A 17,018-nucleotide genomic window follows, 5' to 3' on the forward strand; every position below is an offset into this window, starting at 1 on the left:
CCGCTTTTATGGTTTCTTATGAACGCGCTTCCCACAGCGCGGGCATTACGCTATTGCAAATGCAAATAGTTATCAATAATATTATCAATAAAATTTGTCCTGAAACAAAAAAGACTGTTAAAGATGAGGTTAGAAGGGTGACGGTGTTAACAACGGGAAGTGAAGCCTGGTGGCAGTCGAAAAACGGCCCGGAATGGGTGCGTGAACAGGGGAAATATCGGGTCACCTTCTGGTGGCGCGATCCGGCGGGAACGCAACACACCTCGGCGGTGAAACGCGTCTGGCTGTATATCACCGGCGTAACCGATCACCATAAAAATGCCCGCCCACAATCTCTCGAACGCATCCCGGATACCGACGTCTGGCAATGGCAGGGCGAGTTCAGCCCCCAGTGGCGCGGCAGCTACTGCTTTATCCCCTCAGAGAATACAGACGATTTTGCACCCGATGTGTTTCACGGTGAGCAGCCGGATCGCCTGGCGCTGCGCGAAGGCTGGCGCAAGCTGCTGCCGCAGGCAATGTCCGACCCGCTTAATACCCAGAACTGGCGAGGCGGGCGAGGGCATGATGTCTCTGCGCTGGAGATGCCCGACGCTCCGGTGCAGCCCGGCTGGGATCGCCCCAATACGTCATACCGGCAGCCGGTCTGCATTGACTGGCAGAGCAAGCGGCTGGGCAATCGTCGTCGCGTCTGGATATTTACCACCGGCGATGACGATCCGGAACGCCCGCTGGCGGTGCTGCTCGACGGCCAGTTCTGGGCCGAGAGCATGCCCGTCTGGCCAGCGCTGACGGCGCTAACCCTCGGACGTAAACTGCCGCCTGCCGTCTACGTTTTAATCGATGTGATAGATATGGCGCATCGCAATAACGAATTGCCCTGTAACCCCGATTTCTGGCTGGCGGTGCAGGAAGAACTTCTCCCTCTTGTAAAACAACGCACGGCATTCAGCGACCGCGCAGACCGCACGGTGGTCGCAGGCCAGAGCTTCGGTGGACTCTCCTCGCTTTATGCCGCACTTAACTGGCCGCAGCGTTTTGGCTGCGTGCTGAGCCAGTCCGGCTCTTACTGGTGGCCGCATCGCGGCGGGCAGCAGGAAGGGCTGCTTATCGCGCAACTAAAAGCGGGTGAGAAAACCGCACGCGGCCTGCGCATCGTCCTTGAGGCCGGGCGCAACGAGCCGCTGATTTACCGCGCGAATCAGGCCATTTACGACGAACTGCACACACAGCAGCAGGTTTACTGGCGTCAGGTTGACGGCGGACACGACGCGCTTTGCTGGCGCGGTGGGCTGACGCAGGGGCTGATGACCCTCTGGCAGCCGCTTATTCACTAACGGAGTCTGTATGGAATTCAGCAATCCTTTCGATAATCCGCAGGGGCAGTTTGCTATTTTGCGTAACGATCAGGGGCAGTACAGCCTGTGGCCGCAGCAGTGCGAATTGCCCGCAGGCTGGCGCGTGGTATGCGAAGCGCAATCGCAGGACGCATGCCAGCAGTGGCTGGCCGAACACTTGCAGACGCTCAGCCCCTCTAATTATGCGGGGGAGCATGCATGAACCGTCTGCCGCTTGTTGCCGCCCAGCCGGGCATCTGGATGGCGGAGCAGCTTTCCAGCCTGCCGAACGCCTGGAGCGTGGCACACTACACCGAACTGAAAGGCGATATTGACGCACCGCTGCTGGCAAAAGCCATTGCCGAAGGCATGATGCAGGCCGACACTCTTCGCATGCGCTTCACCGAGGATAACGGTGAGGTGTGGCAGTGGGTGGATGCATCAATGACGCTGCCTGAACCGGAAATCGTGAATGCCGGTTCCCATGACGCCGCCGTGGCGCTGATGGACGCCGACCTTAACCAGAACCTTCGTGTCGACAGCGGTCAGCCCCTGGCGTTTCACCTGCTGATTCAGATCGGTCCGCAACACTGGTACTGGTATCAGCGCTATCACCATTTAGTGGTCGATGGCTTCAGCTTCCCGGCGATTACCCGCCAGATCGCCGCGATTTATGCCGCGTGGAAGAGGGGCGAGCCCACGCCTGACTCCCCGTTTACGCCGTTCGCCGGGGTGGTGGACGAGTATCAGCGCTACCGCGCCAGCGAGGCGTATCAGCGCGACGGCGCCTTCTGGGCTGAGCAGCGCAAACAGCTTCCTTCTCCGGTTTCGCTTTCCTCTGCGCCGCTACCTGGGCGCGCCGCCACCACCGACATCCTGCGCCTGAAAATCGCCGCCGATGGCCGCGCCTTCAGCCAGCTTGCGCAGGCCGCAGGACAGGTACAGCGCACCGATCTGGCGCTTGCGCTGGTGGCGCTGTGGCTGGGCCGTCTCACCGGACGGCTGGACTACGCCGCCGGGTTTATCTTTATGCGCCGCATGGGCTCCGCTGCGCTGACCGCGACCGGCCCGGTGCTCAACGTGCTGCCGCTGGCGGTGAACATTCATCCGCAGGAGAGCCTGCCGGAACTGGCGCAGCGCCTGGCAAACCAGTTGAAAAAAATGCGTCGCCACCAGCGCTACGACGCCGAGCAGATCGTGCGCGACAGCGGGCGTGCCGCGGGGGATGAAGCCCTGTTCGGCCCGGTGCTCAACGTCAAGGTATTCGATTATCAGCTGGACATCGACGGCGTGGAGGCCACCACCCACACGCTGGCCACCGGCCCGGTGAACGATCTGGAGCTGGCATTGTTCCCGGACGAGCAGGGTGGGCTGAGCATTGAGATCCTCGCCAATAAACAGCGCTACGATGAAACCACGCTGGCCCGTCACGTGGCGCGCCTGAATGCGATGTTGACGCAATTTGCCGCTAACCCGGACCTGCGCTGTGGCGAGGTTGAAACGGTCTCAGAGCAGGAATACCAGCAGCTTGCGCGCATCAACGATACCGGGCTGGCGCTACCGTCCACCACGCTTGCGGAACTGGTGGCGGAACAGGCGAGCAAAACGCCGGACGCGCCCGCACTGGCGGATGCGCACATCGAGCTCAGCTATCGCCAGATGCGCGAGCAGGTGGTGGCACTGGCGCATCTGTTGCGTGAGCGCGGCGTGAAACCGGGCGACAGCGTGGCGGTGGCGCTGCCGCGCTCGGTATTCCTGACGTTAGCGCTGCATGGCATTGTGGAGGCGGGAGCCGCGTGGTTGCCGCTGGATACCGGCTACCCGGACGATCGTCTGCGGATGATGCTGGAGGATGCAAAGCCGTCGCTGCTTATCACCACCGACGAACAGCGCCCGCGCTTTAGCGATCTGTCCGTCGGGACGTTTAGTTACAACACACTATTACCGGCTGCGGATGCTGAACCGCTGCGGCTGGCGAAGCCGGAGCAGACGGCGTACATCATCTTTACGTCGGGCTCGACAGGGCGTCCGAAGGGGGTAATGGTCGGGCATACTGCCATCGTTAACCGTCTGAAATGGATGCAGGATCACTACCCGCTGACGGCGTGTGACGTGGTGGCACAGAAAACGCCGTGCAGCTTTGACGTGTCGGTTTGGGAGTTCTGGTGGCCGTTTATCGCCGGGGCGAAGCTGGTGATGGCCGAGCCGGAAGCGCACCGTGATCCTCAGGCCATGCAGCAATTCTTTGCGCACTATGGCGTCACCACTACCCACTTTGTGCCGTCGATGCTGGCGGCGTTTGTCGCCTCGCTGACGCCGGAAAACGCCGACTGCTGTAAGAGCCTCAGGCAGGTATTCTGCAGCGGGGAAGCACTGCCGACGGAACTTTGTCGCGAATGGGAGCGGCTCACCCACGTGCCGCTGCATAACCTCTACGGCCCGACGGAAGCGGCGGTGGACGTTAGCTGGTATCCGGCATTTGGACCAGAGCTGGCGGCAGTTGCAGGTAACAGCGTGCCGATCGGTTTCCCGGTATGGAACACCGGGTTGCGGATCCTGGATGCGATGATGCGCCCGGTACCGTTTGGCGTGGCGGGCGATCTCTATCTCACCGGTATTCAGCTGGCGCAGGGGTATCTGGGGCGTCCGGATCTCACCGCCAGCCGCTTTATTGCCGATCCGTTCGCGCCGGGCGAGCGGATGTACCGTACCGGTGACGTCGCCCGCTGGCTGGACAACGGCGCGGTGGAGTATTTAGGCCGCAGCGACGACCAGCTGAAAATTCGCGGCCAGCGCATCGAGCTTGGCGAAATCGACCGGGCGATGCTGGCGCTGCCCGACGTGGCTCAGGCGGTGGCGCACGCCTGCGTGTTCAACCAGGCGGCGGCCACGGGCGGCGATGCCCGTCAGCTGGTGGGATATGTGGTTTCTGAATCCGGCTTACCGCTGGATCGCGACGCGCTGCTTGCCTCACTCAGATCGCAATTGCCGCCGCATATGGTGCCGGTGGTGTTACTGCAAATCAGCGCACTGCCGTTAAGCGCAAACGGCAAACTGGATCGCAAGGCGCTGCCGCTGCCGGAACTGACCAGCAAAACCAGCGGACGCGCACCGGAAAGTGCAACCGAAATTGCCGTCTCGCAGGCGTTTGCGTCTTTGCTGGGCTGCGCGGTAAACGACATCGAAGCCGACTTCTTTGCCCTCGGCGGCCACTCGCTGCTGGCGATGCGCCTGGCCGCACAGCTCAGCCGTACGTTCGCCCGCAAGGTGACGCCGGGGCAGATAATGGTCGCCTCTACGGTCTGCAGGCTGAGTGCTCTGCTGGATTCGCCGATAAGCGACGAGCAGGCACAGCGTCTGGGTTATGAAACCTTGCTGCCGCTGCGCGTAAGCGACGGCCCGACGCTGTTCTGCTTCCATCCGGCTTCCGGTTTTGCCTGGCAGTTCAGCGTGCTGGCGCGCTACCTTAGCCCGCGCTGGTCCATTACCGGAATTCAGTCGCCGCGCCCGGAGGGGCCGATGCAGCAGTGTGCGGATCTGGATGGGGTGATTGAACATCATCTGACTACGTTACGTGGCCGGCAGCCCCACGGGCCGTATTACCTGTTCGGCTACTCGCTTGGCGGTACGCTGGCGCAGGGGATTGCTGCGCGTCTGCGTGAACAGGGCGAAACCGTCGCCTTCCTTGGTCTGCTGGATACCTGGCCACCGGAAACCCAGAACTGGGCGGAAAAAGAGGCCAACGGACTCGACCCGGCGGTGCTGGCCGAAATTGAGCGCGAGCGACAGGCGTTTATCGCCGCCCAGCAGGGGCAGGGCTCCAGCGCGCTATTCAACGCCATTGAAGGTAACTACGCCGACGCGGTGCGGCTGCTCACCACGGCGCACAGCTCGCGGTTTGACGGGAAAGCAACGCTGTTTGTTGCCGAGCGCACGCGAACGATGGATCCGCAGGTGGCGTAGTCGCCGTGGGTAAATGAACTGGAGGTATACAGCCAGGATTGTGCCCACGTGGACATCATTTCGCCGCAGGCGTTTGAGAAGATTGGGCCGGTGTTGCAGAAGATGTTGCAGAAGATGTTGGGGTAGTGATTTCCCCTCACCCTAACCCTCTCCCACGGGGAGAGGGAATGGTTTGCTCCCTCTCCCTGTGGGAGAGGGCCGGGGTGAGGGCATCAGCGCGCACGCTTTCCAAGCGGCACCACCAGCGGCGTGCCCGCCACCGGGTCGTCAATAATCATGCAGCGCATGCCGTAGATCCGCTCGATAAGCGCTGGCGTCACAATCTCCTTCGGCGAGCCCTGCGCCACAATTTCGCCGTCGCGCAGTGCAATTAAATGCGTGGCATAGCGGCAGGCCTGATTCAAATCATGCAGCACCGCCGCCAGGGTGTAACCCTGCGTGCGGTTGAGCTCGCTCAGCAACTCGAGCAGATCGATCTGATGACTGATATCAAGCCAGGTCGTCGGTTCATCCAGCAGCATAATGGAGGTCTCCTGCGCCAGCACCATCGCGATCCACGCCCGTTGACGCTGGCCGCCGGAAAGCGTGTCCACGCTCTGCCGGGCGAGGTCCGTAATGCCCGTTGCCTGCATCGCGCGGTTCACCGCGTCTTCATCTTCCTTGCGCCAGCGGGTAAACAGCGGCTGGTGCGGATAGCGTCCGCGTGAGACCAGCTCCTGCACCGTGATGTCTCCCGGCGTGGTGGCGTTTTGCGCCAGCAGCCCGATGCGCCTGGCCACCTCTTTACTGGCAAAGCGCTGGATCTGCTCGCCGTCGAGGAATATGTGGCCTTCAACCGGCGTCATCAGGCGGCTGAGGGTGCGCAGCAGGGTCGACTTGCCGCAGCCGTTCGGGCCGATAATTGCCGTGAAATGGCCGTCAGGAATGTTGACGGTTAAGTCATGGGCAACGATTTTTTTGCCGTAACCGAGAGTAAGGCTTTCGCCGCGCAAGCGGGTGGTTGAATCGGTCATTTCTTGCGTGACTCCTGAACGAGCAAGACGATGAGGTAAATCCCGCCAAGGCTGACGGTGACAACGCCCACCGGAAGTTGATAAGGCATAAACAGCCGCTGGGCGCAGAGATCGGCGGCCAACAGTAACATTGAGCCGCACAGCGCCGCCTGGGTTAAGCCCCAGCGGGCCGTACCGCTAAGACGACGCGCAATGTGCGGGGCGACAAGGGCGATAAAGGAGATGGGGCCGGCAATCGCGGTGGAGGCCGCGGTGAGCAACACGGCGACCAGCATCAGCATCAGACGCGAACGCTCAACGCCGACCCCCAGCGCACAGGCGCTGTCGTCACCCATTTCCAGCAGCCGCATACGCCGCACCAGCAGCAGCGCGGCGATAAACATCAGCAGAATCAATGGCGCGGCAGGCCAGACTTTACCCCAGGTCAGGCCGTTGAGGGAACCGGCATACCACAGCCCGGCCGACAGCGCCGTTTCCAGCGAAGCCTGCAAGAGCAGCCAGGTATTGAACGCCATCAGCATGGCACGCACGCCGATACCGATAATGATCAGGCGGAAAGTGTCGATACCGTTGCGCCAGGCAAGCAGCCAGATCATCAGCGCGGTCAGTATCCCGCCGGTCATCGCCGTCACGGTGATGGCCGTCAGATGCTGACCAAACAGCACCATCGCGACCAGCACGCCGCTCCAGGCACCGGTGTTGAGACCCATTACATCCGGGCTGCCGAGCGGATTGCGCATCAGCGACTGGAAAATCGCGCCGCTGACGCCAAGCGCGGCACCCACCAGCATCGCCATTGCCACGCGCGGCAGTCGCCACTCCGTCACCACCATCGTGACAGCGCGCGGGGCACTGCCGGTGAGCGCGTTAAACACCTGAGCGAGATCGAGCGTCACCGCGCCGCTGCACAGGCTTGCGATCGCCAGCATCAGAATGGCGATAACCAACAGCGAAACGCTGACGATCAAACGACGAGAGGGGGCCATCATGCGTCACCTCCGCGTTTACGTCGTACCAGGAAGATCAGGACCGGCGCGCCGATAAAGGCGCTTACCACCGAAACGCGCAGTTCGCCGGGAACCAGAAGACGCCCGACAACATCAGCGAACAAGAGCAGGGCCGGGGTTGCCAGCAGCGTCACCGGCAGCGACCAGCGGTGATCGGCCCCCACCAGCCAGCGCGACAGATGCGGCATCATCAGCCCGATAAAGGCAATCGGGCCGACCACCGCCGTCGCGCTGCCGCACAGCACGGTGATGACCACTAATCCCGTCAACTGGGTTCGCGCCACGCGGTTACCGAGCGCGGTGGCGGTGTCGCTGCCAAGGCTCAGGCTGTTCAGCGCCCGGCTTAAACCGAGTGCCACGGCGGCGGCAATCATCACCGGGATGACCACCACCTTAAGCGTCTCCAGCGTGCGGATATCCAGCGAACCGGCCTGCCAGAAGCGGAGCTGGTCGTAAACGTCCGGGTTAAGCAGGGCGATGCCGTTAGATAACCCTTCCAGCACGGCGGCAAGCGCCACGCCCGCCAGCGTCAGACGTACCGGGCTAAGCTGCCCGCCGCCCTGGCTGCCGGTGAAGGCGACAATCAGCGAGGCCGCCAGCGCGCCGCAAAAGGCCATTACCAGTTGTTCTGAGAGAGAGGTAAACCCGAACAGCGCCGCACCAAGCACAATGGCAAAGCTGGCACCGCTATTCACGCCAAGAATGCCGGGGTCAGCCAGCGGGTTGCGGGTGAGGGTTTGCATAAGGGCTCCCGCAAGCCCCAGTGCGCCACCGGCAAGTAATCCGGCCAGGGTACGGGGCAGGCGGGCATCCAGCACGATGGTGCAGTCGGCGCTCTGACAGGTACCGGAGAGCGCATCAACAATCACGGAGGCGGGCAGCGGTTTCGCACCAACCAGCAGACTGAGCGCCATCGCAAGGATTAACAGCAGCAATAACACGGGCACGGCAACGGCGCGCACCGCAGAAGAAGAGGAAAACGACATAGCAACATCCATGATTTGATAATGATAGTGATTATCGTTATCTATCTTATTTGGCTATGTTAGCATGTGCGCCCATGGAATGGGTAGAAATAGACTCAAGGTCTTGTCATGAATCAAAAATCCTGGCTGATTAACCTCAGCCTGCTGAAGACGCACCCGGCGTATCGCGCCGTGTTTATCGCGCGTTTTATCTCCATTTTGTCCCTCGGCCTGCTCGGCGTTGCCGTCCCGGTACAGATCCAGACGTTGACGCACTCAAGCTGGCTGGTCGGGCTGTCGGTCACCTTAACCGGCGGGGCGATGTTTATCGGTCTGATGATCGGCGGCGTGCTGGCCGACAGGTACGAACGCAAGAAGCTGATCCTGCTGGCGCGCGGCACCTGCGGGGTGGGGTTTGTCGGATTGTGCCTGAACGCAATGCTGCCAGAACCCTCCTTACTCGCCATTTACGCCCTCGGGCTGTGGGATGGTTTCTTTGCTTCGTTAGGCGTGACGGCGCTGCTGGCCGCCACACCCGCGCTGGTAGGGCGCGAGAATCTGATGCAGGCGGGGGCAATTACCATGCTTACGGTCCGTCTTGGCTCTGTGATATCGCCGATGGTGGGCGGCCTGCTGCTGGCCACCGGTAACGTGGCGTGGAACTACGGCCTCGCGGCGGCGGGGACGTTTATCACCACCTTAACCCTGCTGCGTCTGCCGCTTCTGCCACCGCCACCGCAGCCGCGTGAGCATCCGCTGAAATCGCTGATGGCGGCGATCCGGTTTCTGTTCAGCAACCCGCTGATTGGTGGTATTGCGCTGCTCGGTGGCCTGCTGACGATGGCGAGCGCCGTACGCGTGCTGTACCCGGCGCTGGCGGGGGTGTGGCAGATGAGCGCCTCAGAGATTGGCGTGCTGTACGCCGCCATTCCGCTCGGCGCGGCGTGTGGTGCGCTAACCAGCGGCAGGCTGGCGCAGAGCGCGCGTCCAGGGTTGATTATGCTGTTGACGACACTGGCATCGTTTATCGCGATGGGGTTCTTCAGCCTGATGCCGGTCTGGGTGCTGGGTGTGCTGTGTCTGGTGCTCTTCGGCTGGCTGAGCGCCATCAGTTCTCTGTTGCAGTACACCCTGATCCAGACCCAGACGCCGGAGGGGATGCTCGGGCGCATCAACGGCCTGTGGACCGCGCAAAACGTGACGGGCGATGCCATTGGCGCGGCGATCCTCGGTGGGCTGGGGGCCGTCATGACACCGGTGGCTTCGGCGAGCACCAGCGGGTTTGTGTTAGCCGTTGTTGGTGGGATCCTGTTAATGGTATTAGCAGAATTGCGCCGGTTCAGGCAGGAGGTTGTATTGAACGACGGTGCGGCCTGATGCCCTCACCCCGCCCCTCTCCCACGGGGAGAGGGGCGGGAAAATGCCTACTTAAACAATGCATTTAATCTCTCTAACACCAGCATCGCGCTGTAATAATCCAGGCGGAACGTCTCCGTTCCCAGTGCCCACACGCGTTTATTCTTCACCGCAGGCAGGTGAGCCAGCAGCGGGTTGGCGTAAATCGCCTCGACGTCTTTTTGATCGCCGGCAAACAGGAACAGGCCTTCACCGTTCAGCCCGGTAGCCAGATTTTCACCGCCTAACTGGATGATGTCGTGACGTTTGCCCTGACTTTTTGAGGTGTGCAGCCCGGCAGGCAGTTCGGCCAGGGTAAAGCCTAACTGGTGCAACAGCTGGCCCTGGGCAGACTCCGTGGTCCACAGGTTAGCGCTGTGCGCGGCAGCAGTGTACACAATGGCGTTCACCGGCTGCGGCGGCAGCGTCATCTGCTGTTTCACCTGCGCGAGTTGTTTATCAAATGCTGCAATGCGTTCGGCGGCCTGTTTTTCCTGTCCGGTTATCGTGCCTAGCTGCTTCAGCAGTTCCTGCCAGCTTTTGTCGTCGTAGTTGATGATGAGCGTCGGCGCGATGGCGGAGAGCTGATCGTACAACGCCAGGGCCGAATCTCCGCCGGTCGCGCTAATCAGAATCAGATCCGGCATCTGCGCCGCCACCGCTTCCGCACTCGGCTCGCCAATGTACAGGCGCGCCACGTTGCGCTGTTTCGCAATATCACCCCACTGACGTAAAAAGCCCTGCGCATCCGCCACGCGGTTATTGGGCGTAGTTGCTCCGCTGGCCACTACCGGAGCGTCAATCGCCAGCAATGAGCCGGTCAGGGTCACGCTGGTGGAGACAATGCGCGTGGGTTTGCTCTCCAGGGTATGCACGCCGCGGCTGTCGGTTACCTGACGCGGCCAGTCGGCGGCGATGGCTGAGGTTAGTCCTAAAACAAAACATCCCGTTAAAAGAAGGGCATTACGGCAAACGGCGGGGAATTTCACAACGCGGCATCCTGTTCTCTTTGAAGTTAATGCTTCTCATTTTCATGATTGCGGCGAGGGGATGCAAGCGATACTCGCACAAGATGTTCGCTCTGCGGTTGACACCGGCGCGATGTGGGATTAGGTTAGCCAACGAAAATATAAATGATAATCATTATTGCTTCTTTTATCATTTTATGGAGGATGATATGGATACGTCCCTGGCTGAGGAAGTTCAGCACACCGCGACCACGCTGCCATCAGACAGCTTTTTCTTTATGTCGCCTTACCGCAGTTTTACCACGTCAGGCTGTTTTTCCCGTTTCTCTGAACCCGCCGAGGGCGGTGATAACCCGTCGGGGGCCTTCCAGCAGAAACTGGCTCAGGCTTTCCGCAACGCGAAGGCCAGCGGCATTGCCCATCCCGTGATGGTGGGTGCCATCCCGTTCGATACCCGCAAGCCCTCATCCCTGTTTATTCCGCAGCACTGGCAGACCTTTTCGCGCCCGGCGCGTCAGCAGTCCGCGCGCTATTTTTCCGCTTCCCAGGCGTTGAACGTTGAAACCCGCACTGAGATCCCGCCGCAGCCCGTGTTTGAAGAGATGGTTGCCCGTGCGGCAGCGCTCACCGCCACGCCACAGGTGAACAAAGTGGTGCTGTCGAGGCTGATTGATATTGCGACGGATAAAACGATTGATAGCGGCGCGCTGATGGAGCGACTGATCGCCCAGAATCCGGCCAGCTTCAACTTCCATGTGCCGCTGGAAGATGGCGGCGTGCTGCTGGGCGCGAGCCCGGAACTGCTGCTGCGTAAAGAGGGGACACACTTTAGCTCTCTGCCGCTGGCGGGCTCTGCGCGTCGTCAGCCGGATGACGTGCTGGATCGCGAGGCGGGTAATAAGCTGCTGGCCTCCGAGAAGGATCGCCACGAGCACGATCTGGTGACCCAGGCGATGAAAGCCATTCTGGCACCGCGCAGCCATCATCTCAGCATGCCAGCTTCCCCGCAGCTGATCACCACCCCAACGCTCTGGCATCTGGCGACGCCAGTGGAAGGGGAGGCCCGTGAAAATGAGAACGCCCTGACCCTGGCCTGTCTGCTGCACCCGACGCCTGCGCTGAGCGGTTTCCCGCATCAGGCGGCAAAAGAGCTGATTGCCGGGCTGGAGCCGTTCGACCGCGAACTGTTTGGCGGCATCGTTGGCTGGTGTGACAGCGAAGGCAACGGCGAGTGGGTGGTGACCATCCGCTGCGCGCGTTTGCTTAAAAATCGCGTTCGCCTGTTTGCCGGTGCGGGCATTGTGCCAGCCTCCTCCCCGGTGGGCGAGTGGCGCGAAACCGGGGTGAAGCTCTCCACCATGCTCAACGTTTTTGGTTTGCACTGAGGAATCATCATGACCATCCCCTTTACCCGTTGGCCTGAGGAGTTTGCCCGGCGCTACCGTGAAAAAGGCTACTGGCAGGATCTGCCGCTGACCCACATTCTGACCGACCACGCGGAGAAAGATACCGTCGCCATTATTGACGGTGAACGTCACCTGACCTGGCGCGCGTTCAACCAGGCGGTGAATAACCTGGCCTCCGTCCTGCAGGGGCAGGGCGTGCGTCGTGGCGAGACCGCGCTGGTTCAGCTCGGCAACGTGGCTGAGTTTTACATCACCTTTTTCGCGCTTCTGCAGGTGGGTGTGGCTCCGGTGAACGCGCTTTTCAGCCACCAACGTAACGAGCTGAACGCCTACGCCGCACAGATCAAACCCGCGCTGCTGATTGCCGACCGCGAGCACGCCCTGTTTGCAGGCGATGATTTCCTGAACCGTTTTGTGGATGAACATCGCTCTGTGCGTGTTGTCCTGCTGCGTGGCGATAACGGCGCACATGCCCTGGAGGCGGCCATCGCCCACCCGGCGGCCCATTTCATCCCCAACCCCACGCCCGCCGACGAAGTGGCGTTCTTCCAGCTTTCAGGCGGCAGTACCGGCACGCCAAAGCTGATCCCGCGTACGCATAACGATTACGACTACAGCATTCGTCGCAGCAACGAAATTTGCGGCATTACCGCGGATACCCGCTATCTGAATGCGCTACCGGCGGCCCATAACTACGCCATGAGTTCCCCGGGTTCGTTAGGGGTATTCATGGCTGGTGGCTGCGTGGTGCTGGCGCACGATCCGAGCGCCACGATCTGCTTCCCGCTGATTGAACGCCATCAAATTAACGTCACCTCGCTGGTGCCCCCGGCGGTCAGCCTGTGGTTGCAGGCGATTGCCGACGGCGCGGGCAATGCGCAGCTTAAATCGCTGAAGCTGCTGCAGGTGGGGGGCGCACGCCTCTCCGCCACGCTTGCCGCGCGTATTCCGGCGGAAATTGGCTGCCAGCTACAGCAGGTGTTCGGCATGGCGGAAGGGCTGGTGAATTACACCGCTCTCGACGATACCCCGGATCGCATCATCCACACCCAGGGCCGTCCGATGTGCCCGGATGACGAAGTATGGGTGGCGGACGAGCAAGGCAACCCGCTGCCGCGTGGCGAAACAGGACGTCTGATGACCCGTGGGCCGTACACCTTCCGCGGCTATTTCAACAGCCCGGAACACAACGCCAGCGCCTTTGATGCCAACGGGTTTTACTGCTCCGGCGATCTGATTGCCATCGACGAGCAGGGGTACATCACCGTGCAGGGGCGCGAGAAAGATCAGATCAACCGCGGCGGGGAGAAGATCGCCGCTGAAGAGATCGAAAACCTGCTGCTGCGCCATGAGGCAGTGATCCACGCCGCGCTGGTGAGCATGGAGGACAGCCTGTTGGGCGAGAAAAGCTGCGCGTTTCTGGTGGTGAAACAGCCGCTGCGCGCGGTTGAGGTGCGTCGCTTCCTGCGCGAGCAGGGCGTTGCCGAATTCAAACTGCCGGATCGCGTGGAGAGCGTGGATGCGCTGCCGTTAACGCCGGTCGGCAAAGTCGATAAGAAACAGTTGCGCCTGTGGATCGCTGAACGCGCCCGGGCCTGAGGAACAGAGTATGGCTATTCCAAAATTAACCGCTTATGCGCTGCCAACTGCCGCAGAGTTGCCGACAAGTAAAGTGAACTGGGCGTTTGAGCCTGAACGTGCCGCGCTGCTGATCCACGATATGCAGGAGTATTTCCTGAACTTCTGGGGCGAAAACAGCGCGATGATGCAGCAGGTGGTGGCGAACATCGCCAGGCTGCGCGCGTACTGTAAAGCGCACAATATTCCGGTTTACTACACCGCCCAGCCGAAAGAGCAGAGCGACGAAGACCGCGCCCTGCTGAATGACATGTGGGGCCCGGGCCTGACCCGCTCCCCGGAGCAGCAGCGCATCGTCGCTGAACTGACCCCGGACGAAGCGGACACCGTGCTGGTGAAGTGGCGCTACAGCGCGTTTCATCGCTCGCCGCTGGAGCTGATGCTGAAAGAGACAGGCCGCAATCAGCTGCTGATCACCGGCGTGTATGCTCACATCGGCTGCATGACCACCGCCACCGATGCGTTTATGCGCGACATCAAACCCTTCTTTATTGCCGACGCGCTGGCAGATTTCACCCGCGAAGAGCATCTGATGTCGCTCAACTATGTGGCGGGGCGTTCCGGCCGCGTGGTAATGACCGATGACCTGTTGCCGTCGGTTCCGGCCTCAAAAGCGGCGCTGCGTGAGCTCATCCTGCCATTACTCGATGAAACCGACGAACCGATGGATGATGAAAACCTGATCGACTACGGCCTGGATTCGGTGCGCATGATGGCGCTCGCCGCACGCTGGCGTAAAGTCCACGGCGATATCGATTTCGTGATGCTGGCAAAAAATCCGACCCTCGACGCCTGGTGGGCGCTACTCTCCCGCGAGGTGCAGTAATGGTTTTTGATTTCACCGGCAAAACCGTCTGGGTGACAGGGGCGGGTAAAGGGATTGGTTATGCGACGGCGCTGGCTTTTGCCGACGCGGGCGCGAAGGTGACCGGATTCGATCTGGCCTTCCCGCAGGGGAATTATCCATTTGCTACCGAAACGCTGGACGTATCTGACGCGGCGCAGGTGAGCGATGTCTGCGGGCGCTTGCTCGCCGTAGAGGAACGTCTGGACATACTGGTCAACGCCGCCGGCATTCTGCGCATGGGCGCCACGGACCAGCTTTCGCAGGAGGACTGGCAGCAGACGTTTGCGGTCAACGTTGGCGGGGCGTTTAACCTCTTTCAACAGACGATGGGCCAGTTCCGTCGTCAGCAGAGCGGGGCGATTGTCACCGTGGCGTCCGACGCGGCCCACACGCCGCGCATCGGGATGAGTGCCTATGGCGCCTCGAAAGCGGCGCTGAAAAGCCTGGCCCTCACCGTCGGGCTGGAGCTGGCGGGCAGCGGCGTGCGCTGTAATCTGGTGTCGCCGGGGTCAACGGATACCGATATGCAGCGCACCCTGTGGACCTGCGACGATGCGGAGCAGCAGCGCATTCGCGGTTTTGGCGAGCAGTTTAAGCTGGGGATCCCGCTCGGGAAAATTGCCCGTCCTCAGGAGATTGTCAGCACGATCCTGTTCCTGGCCTCCGATGCTGCCAGCCATATCACCCTGCAGGATATCGTGGTGGACGGCGGCTCCACGCTGGGGGCGTAATGATCTGGAAACGCCATTTATCGTTAGATGCGCTGAACGCCACCAGCCAGAACACGCTGGTGGCGCATCTGGGCATCGTTTATACCCGCCTTGGCGATGATACGCTGGAAGCGGAAATGCCGGTGGATACGCGCACCCATCAGCCGTTTGGCCTGCTGCACGGTGGCGCGTCGGCGGCGCTGGCGGAAACGCTGGGCTCGATGGCCGGTTTTCTGATGACCCGCGACGGGCAGAACGTGGTGGGAACGGAGCTGAATGCTACCCATCATCGTGCGGTAGCGCAGGGGACCGTGCGCGGCGTGTGTCAGCCGCTGCATCTGGGTCGATCCAGCCAGAGCTGGGAGATTGTGGTGTTCGACGAGCAGGGACGGCGGTGCTGTACCTGCCGGTTGAGTACGATGGTGCTGGGGTAATGTTGTGCGGCCTGTTGCCCTCACCCTAACCCTCTCCCACAGGGAGAGGGGACGGTCTAGTACAAAATTAGAGCATTGAGACGACGCGTTTAAGTAACCGAATTCGCGGCGCAATGGACGCTTTGTCCAGCCACTCCGCCGGGCTGTGGAAGCCCGCGCCAATCGGCCCTAAGCCGTCAAGCGTGGGGATACCCAGCGCAGCGGTGTGGTTGGCATCGCTGCCGCCGCCGACCGCCTGCCAGGTAATGGCGATGCCTTCCGCTTTACCTGCCGCTTCAACCTGCTGCATCAGTGCCTGAGTCGCAACGCTTGCTGCCATCGCCGGTTTGTGATTGACCCGCGTCAGCGTCGTCGTCACACCGTCTAAAAAGCCTTTTTCACATAAGGCTTCCAGCGCCTGATTCACCCGGTCGTAGTCGTCGTTTTCCCAGAAGCGAACGTCGAGCTCGGCCACGGCGTTGTCCGCCACCACGTTTGCCGCGCTGCCGCCGCTAATCACCCCTACGTTGAGCGTGGTGCCGCGCGACCCGTCGCTCAGCGCATTCAGGGCAACGATGCTGTTTGCCAGCGCTGTGATTGCCGAACGGCCTTTTTCCGGGTCGTTACCCGCATGTGCCGCCACGCCCTTGAAGGTGAGGTGATAGCCCGCCATACCTTTACGGGCTTTCACCAGAGAGCCATCAGCACGGGCAGCTTCGCACACCAGCACGCAGCGGGAGCGTTGTGCCAGCGCACCGATCCATTCGTGGGAGTATACCGAGCCCGTTTCTTCGTCCGGGTTCATCGCGACCGCGATTGCCAGGCGATCTTTATCCGCAGGATCTAGCTCGCGCATTGCCCACAGAATATTGAGCAGTCCGCTTTTCATATCAGACACGCCGGGGCCGTAGAGACGCGTATCGTCCTCGCTCAACGGGCGTTCGGCCACGGTGCCGGGGGCAAAAACGGTATCAAGATGGCCGACCAGCAGCACGTCGAACTGCTCTGCCTGCGGCTTGTTGCTGACGAAGAGGCCCGGGCCAACCTTCTCGCCCAGGTTTACCTGCCCGGTATGCCAGCCTTCGCGTTGCCAGAGAGATTCTAAAATGCCAGCCACGGCAGCAACGCCCGCGATGGTCTGGGTGCCGCAGTCCACGTTCACCAGGCTTTTCAGCTCTTCAATGTAGCGATCCAGATTCATTTCCTTTTCCTTGTAAGCGGTAAGCGCGATCGCGCAGGGTCATTCTGGCGAGGTTGAGCGTAAAAAAAATGATACAAATCATCCCGTAAGGTTGAGCCAGGACGAAAAACGCAGAAGTGTGACCGATGACAGCGACGGGGTTGTTTCAGCCTGAA

Annotated in this window: 13 protein-coding genes and 1 pseudogene; 9 read left to right on the plus strand and 5 right to left on the minus strand. The window is 61.2% G+C overall.

Going from position 1 to position 17,018, the window contains the following annotated elements:
- Window positions 1-59: 59 nt before the first annotated feature.
- From fes to entF, 3 genes and pseudogenes are all read left to right on the plus strand, one after another.
- A complete protein-coding gene (gene fes, locus AX755_RS11735) occupies window positions 60-1,337 on the plus strand; it encodes an enterochelin esterase (RefSeq protein WP_269446818.1) in 1,278 nt (425 codons plus the stop codon).
- A 10-nt stretch (window positions 1,338-1,347) separates the two neighbouring features.
- Complete coding sequence (locus AX755_RS11740) at window positions 1,348-1,560, plus strand: MbtH family protein (RefSeq protein WP_062856809.1); 213 nt, start codon at window positions 1,348-1,350, stop codon at window positions 1,558-1,560.
- A pseudogene (gene entF / locus AX755_RS11745) lies at window positions 1,557-5,426 on the plus strand (enterobactin non-ribosomal peptide synthetase EntF). The gene AX755_RS11740 and the pseudogene entF overlap by 4 nt, the downstream one beginning before the upstream one ends.
- An 86-nt stretch (window positions 5,427-5,512) precedes the next feature.
- On the opposite strand, the gene fepC reads toward entF, so the two are convergent.
- From fepC to fepD, 3 genes are read right to left on the minus strand one after another with little or no spacing between them, the layout of a single operon-like run.
- On the minus strand, window positions 5,513-6,313 hold the full coding sequence (gene fepC / locus AX755_RS11750) for an iron-enterobactin ABC transporter ATP-binding protein (protein ID WP_062856810.1): 801 nt from the start codon (window positions 6,311-6,313) through the stop codon (window positions 5,513-5,515).
- Complete coding sequence (gene fepG, locus AX755_RS11755) at window positions 6,310-7,302, minus strand: iron-enterobactin ABC transporter permease (RefSeq protein ID WP_062856811.1); 993 nt, start codon at window positions 7,300-7,302, stop codon at window positions 6,310-6,312. The genes fepC and fepG overlap by 4 nt, the downstream gene beginning before the upstream one ends.
- The gene (fepD, locus tag AX755_RS11760; protein WP_062856812.1) at window positions 7,299-8,306 is read right to left on the minus strand and encodes a Fe(3+)-siderophore ABC transporter permease; all 1,008 of its coding nucleotides are present in this window, start codon (window positions 8,304-8,306) and stop codon (window positions 7,299-7,301) included. Before fepD ends, fepG begins: the two co-directional genes overlap by 4 nt.
- A gap of 108 nt (window positions 8,307-8,414) precedes the next feature.
- Here fepD and entS point away from each other — a divergent pair, with 108 nt between their 5' ends.
- Window positions 8,415-9,662: an enterobactin transporter EntS gene (gene entS, locus AX755_RS11765; protein WP_045293341.1), complete on the plus strand. Its 1,248-nt coding sequence runs from the start codon at window positions 8,415-8,417 to the stop codon at window positions 9,660-9,662.
- Window positions 9,663-9,709: 47 nt separating this feature from the next.
- Here the strand turns inward: entS and fepB are convergent, their stop codons facing one another.
- Window positions 9,710-10,669, minus strand: coding sequence for a Fe2+-enterobactin ABC transporter substrate-binding protein (gene fepB / locus AX755_RS11770; RefSeq protein ID WP_062856813.1), 960 nt, complete (start codon window positions 10,667-10,669; stop codon window positions 9,710-9,712).
- 188 nt (window positions 10,670-10,857) lie between these two features.
- On the opposite strand from fepB, the gene entC reads away from it, so the two are divergent.
- The 5 genes from entC to entH are packed head-to-tail and all read left to right on the plus strand — an operon-like array spanning window position 10,858 to window position 15,683.
- Window positions 10,858-12,033 carry an isochorismate synthase EntC gene (gene entC, locus AX755_RS11775; RefSeq protein ID WP_062856814.1) on the plus strand — a complete coding sequence of 392 codons (1,176 nt, stop codon included), beginning with the start codon at window positions 10,858-10,860 and terminating at the stop codon, window positions 12,031-12,033.
- A 9-nt stretch (window positions 12,034-12,042) separates the two neighbouring features.
- Entirely contained in the window at window positions 12,043-13,653 is a 1,611-nt protein-coding gene (entE, locus tag AX755_RS11780; RefSeq protein ID WP_062856815.1) for a (2,3-dihydroxybenzoyl)adenylate synthase EntE, read from the plus strand.
- A 10-nt stretch (window positions 13,654-13,663) separates the two neighbouring features.
- A complete protein-coding gene (locus AX755_RS11785; protein ID WP_020684613.1) occupies window positions 13,664-14,518 on the plus strand; it encodes an isochorismatase in 855 nt (284 codons plus the stop codon).
- On the plus strand, window positions 14,518-15,270 hold the full coding sequence (entA, locus tag AX755_RS11790) for a 2,3-dihydro-2,3-dihydroxybenzoate dehydrogenase EntA (protein WP_062856816.1): 753 nt from the start codon (window positions 14,518-14,520) through the stop codon (window positions 15,268-15,270). The genes AX755_RS11785 and entA overlap by 1 nt, the downstream gene beginning before the upstream one ends.
- Window positions 15,270-15,683 carry a proofreading thioesterase EntH gene (gene entH, locus AX755_RS11795; RefSeq protein ID WP_029883765.1) on the plus strand — a complete coding sequence of 138 codons (414 nt, stop codon included), beginning with the start codon at window positions 15,270-15,272 and terminating at the stop codon, window positions 15,681-15,683. Before entA ends, entH begins: the two co-directional genes overlap by 1 nt.
- A 67-nt stretch (window positions 15,684-15,750) precedes the next feature.
- Here entH and AX755_RS11800 read toward each other — a convergent pair whose 3' ends face one another.
- Entirely contained in the window at window positions 15,751-16,863 is a 1,113-nt protein-coding gene (locus AX755_RS11800; protein ID WP_062856817.1) for a M20 family metallopeptidase, read from the minus strand.
- Window positions 16,864-17,018 lie beyond the last annotated feature (155 nt).

Source organism: Enterobacter sp. SENG-6 (assembly GCF_001605945.1).
GTDB classification, from domain to species: Bacteria; Pseudomonadota; Gammaproteobacteria; order Enterobacterales; family Enterobacteriaceae; genus Enterobacter; species Enterobacter cloacae.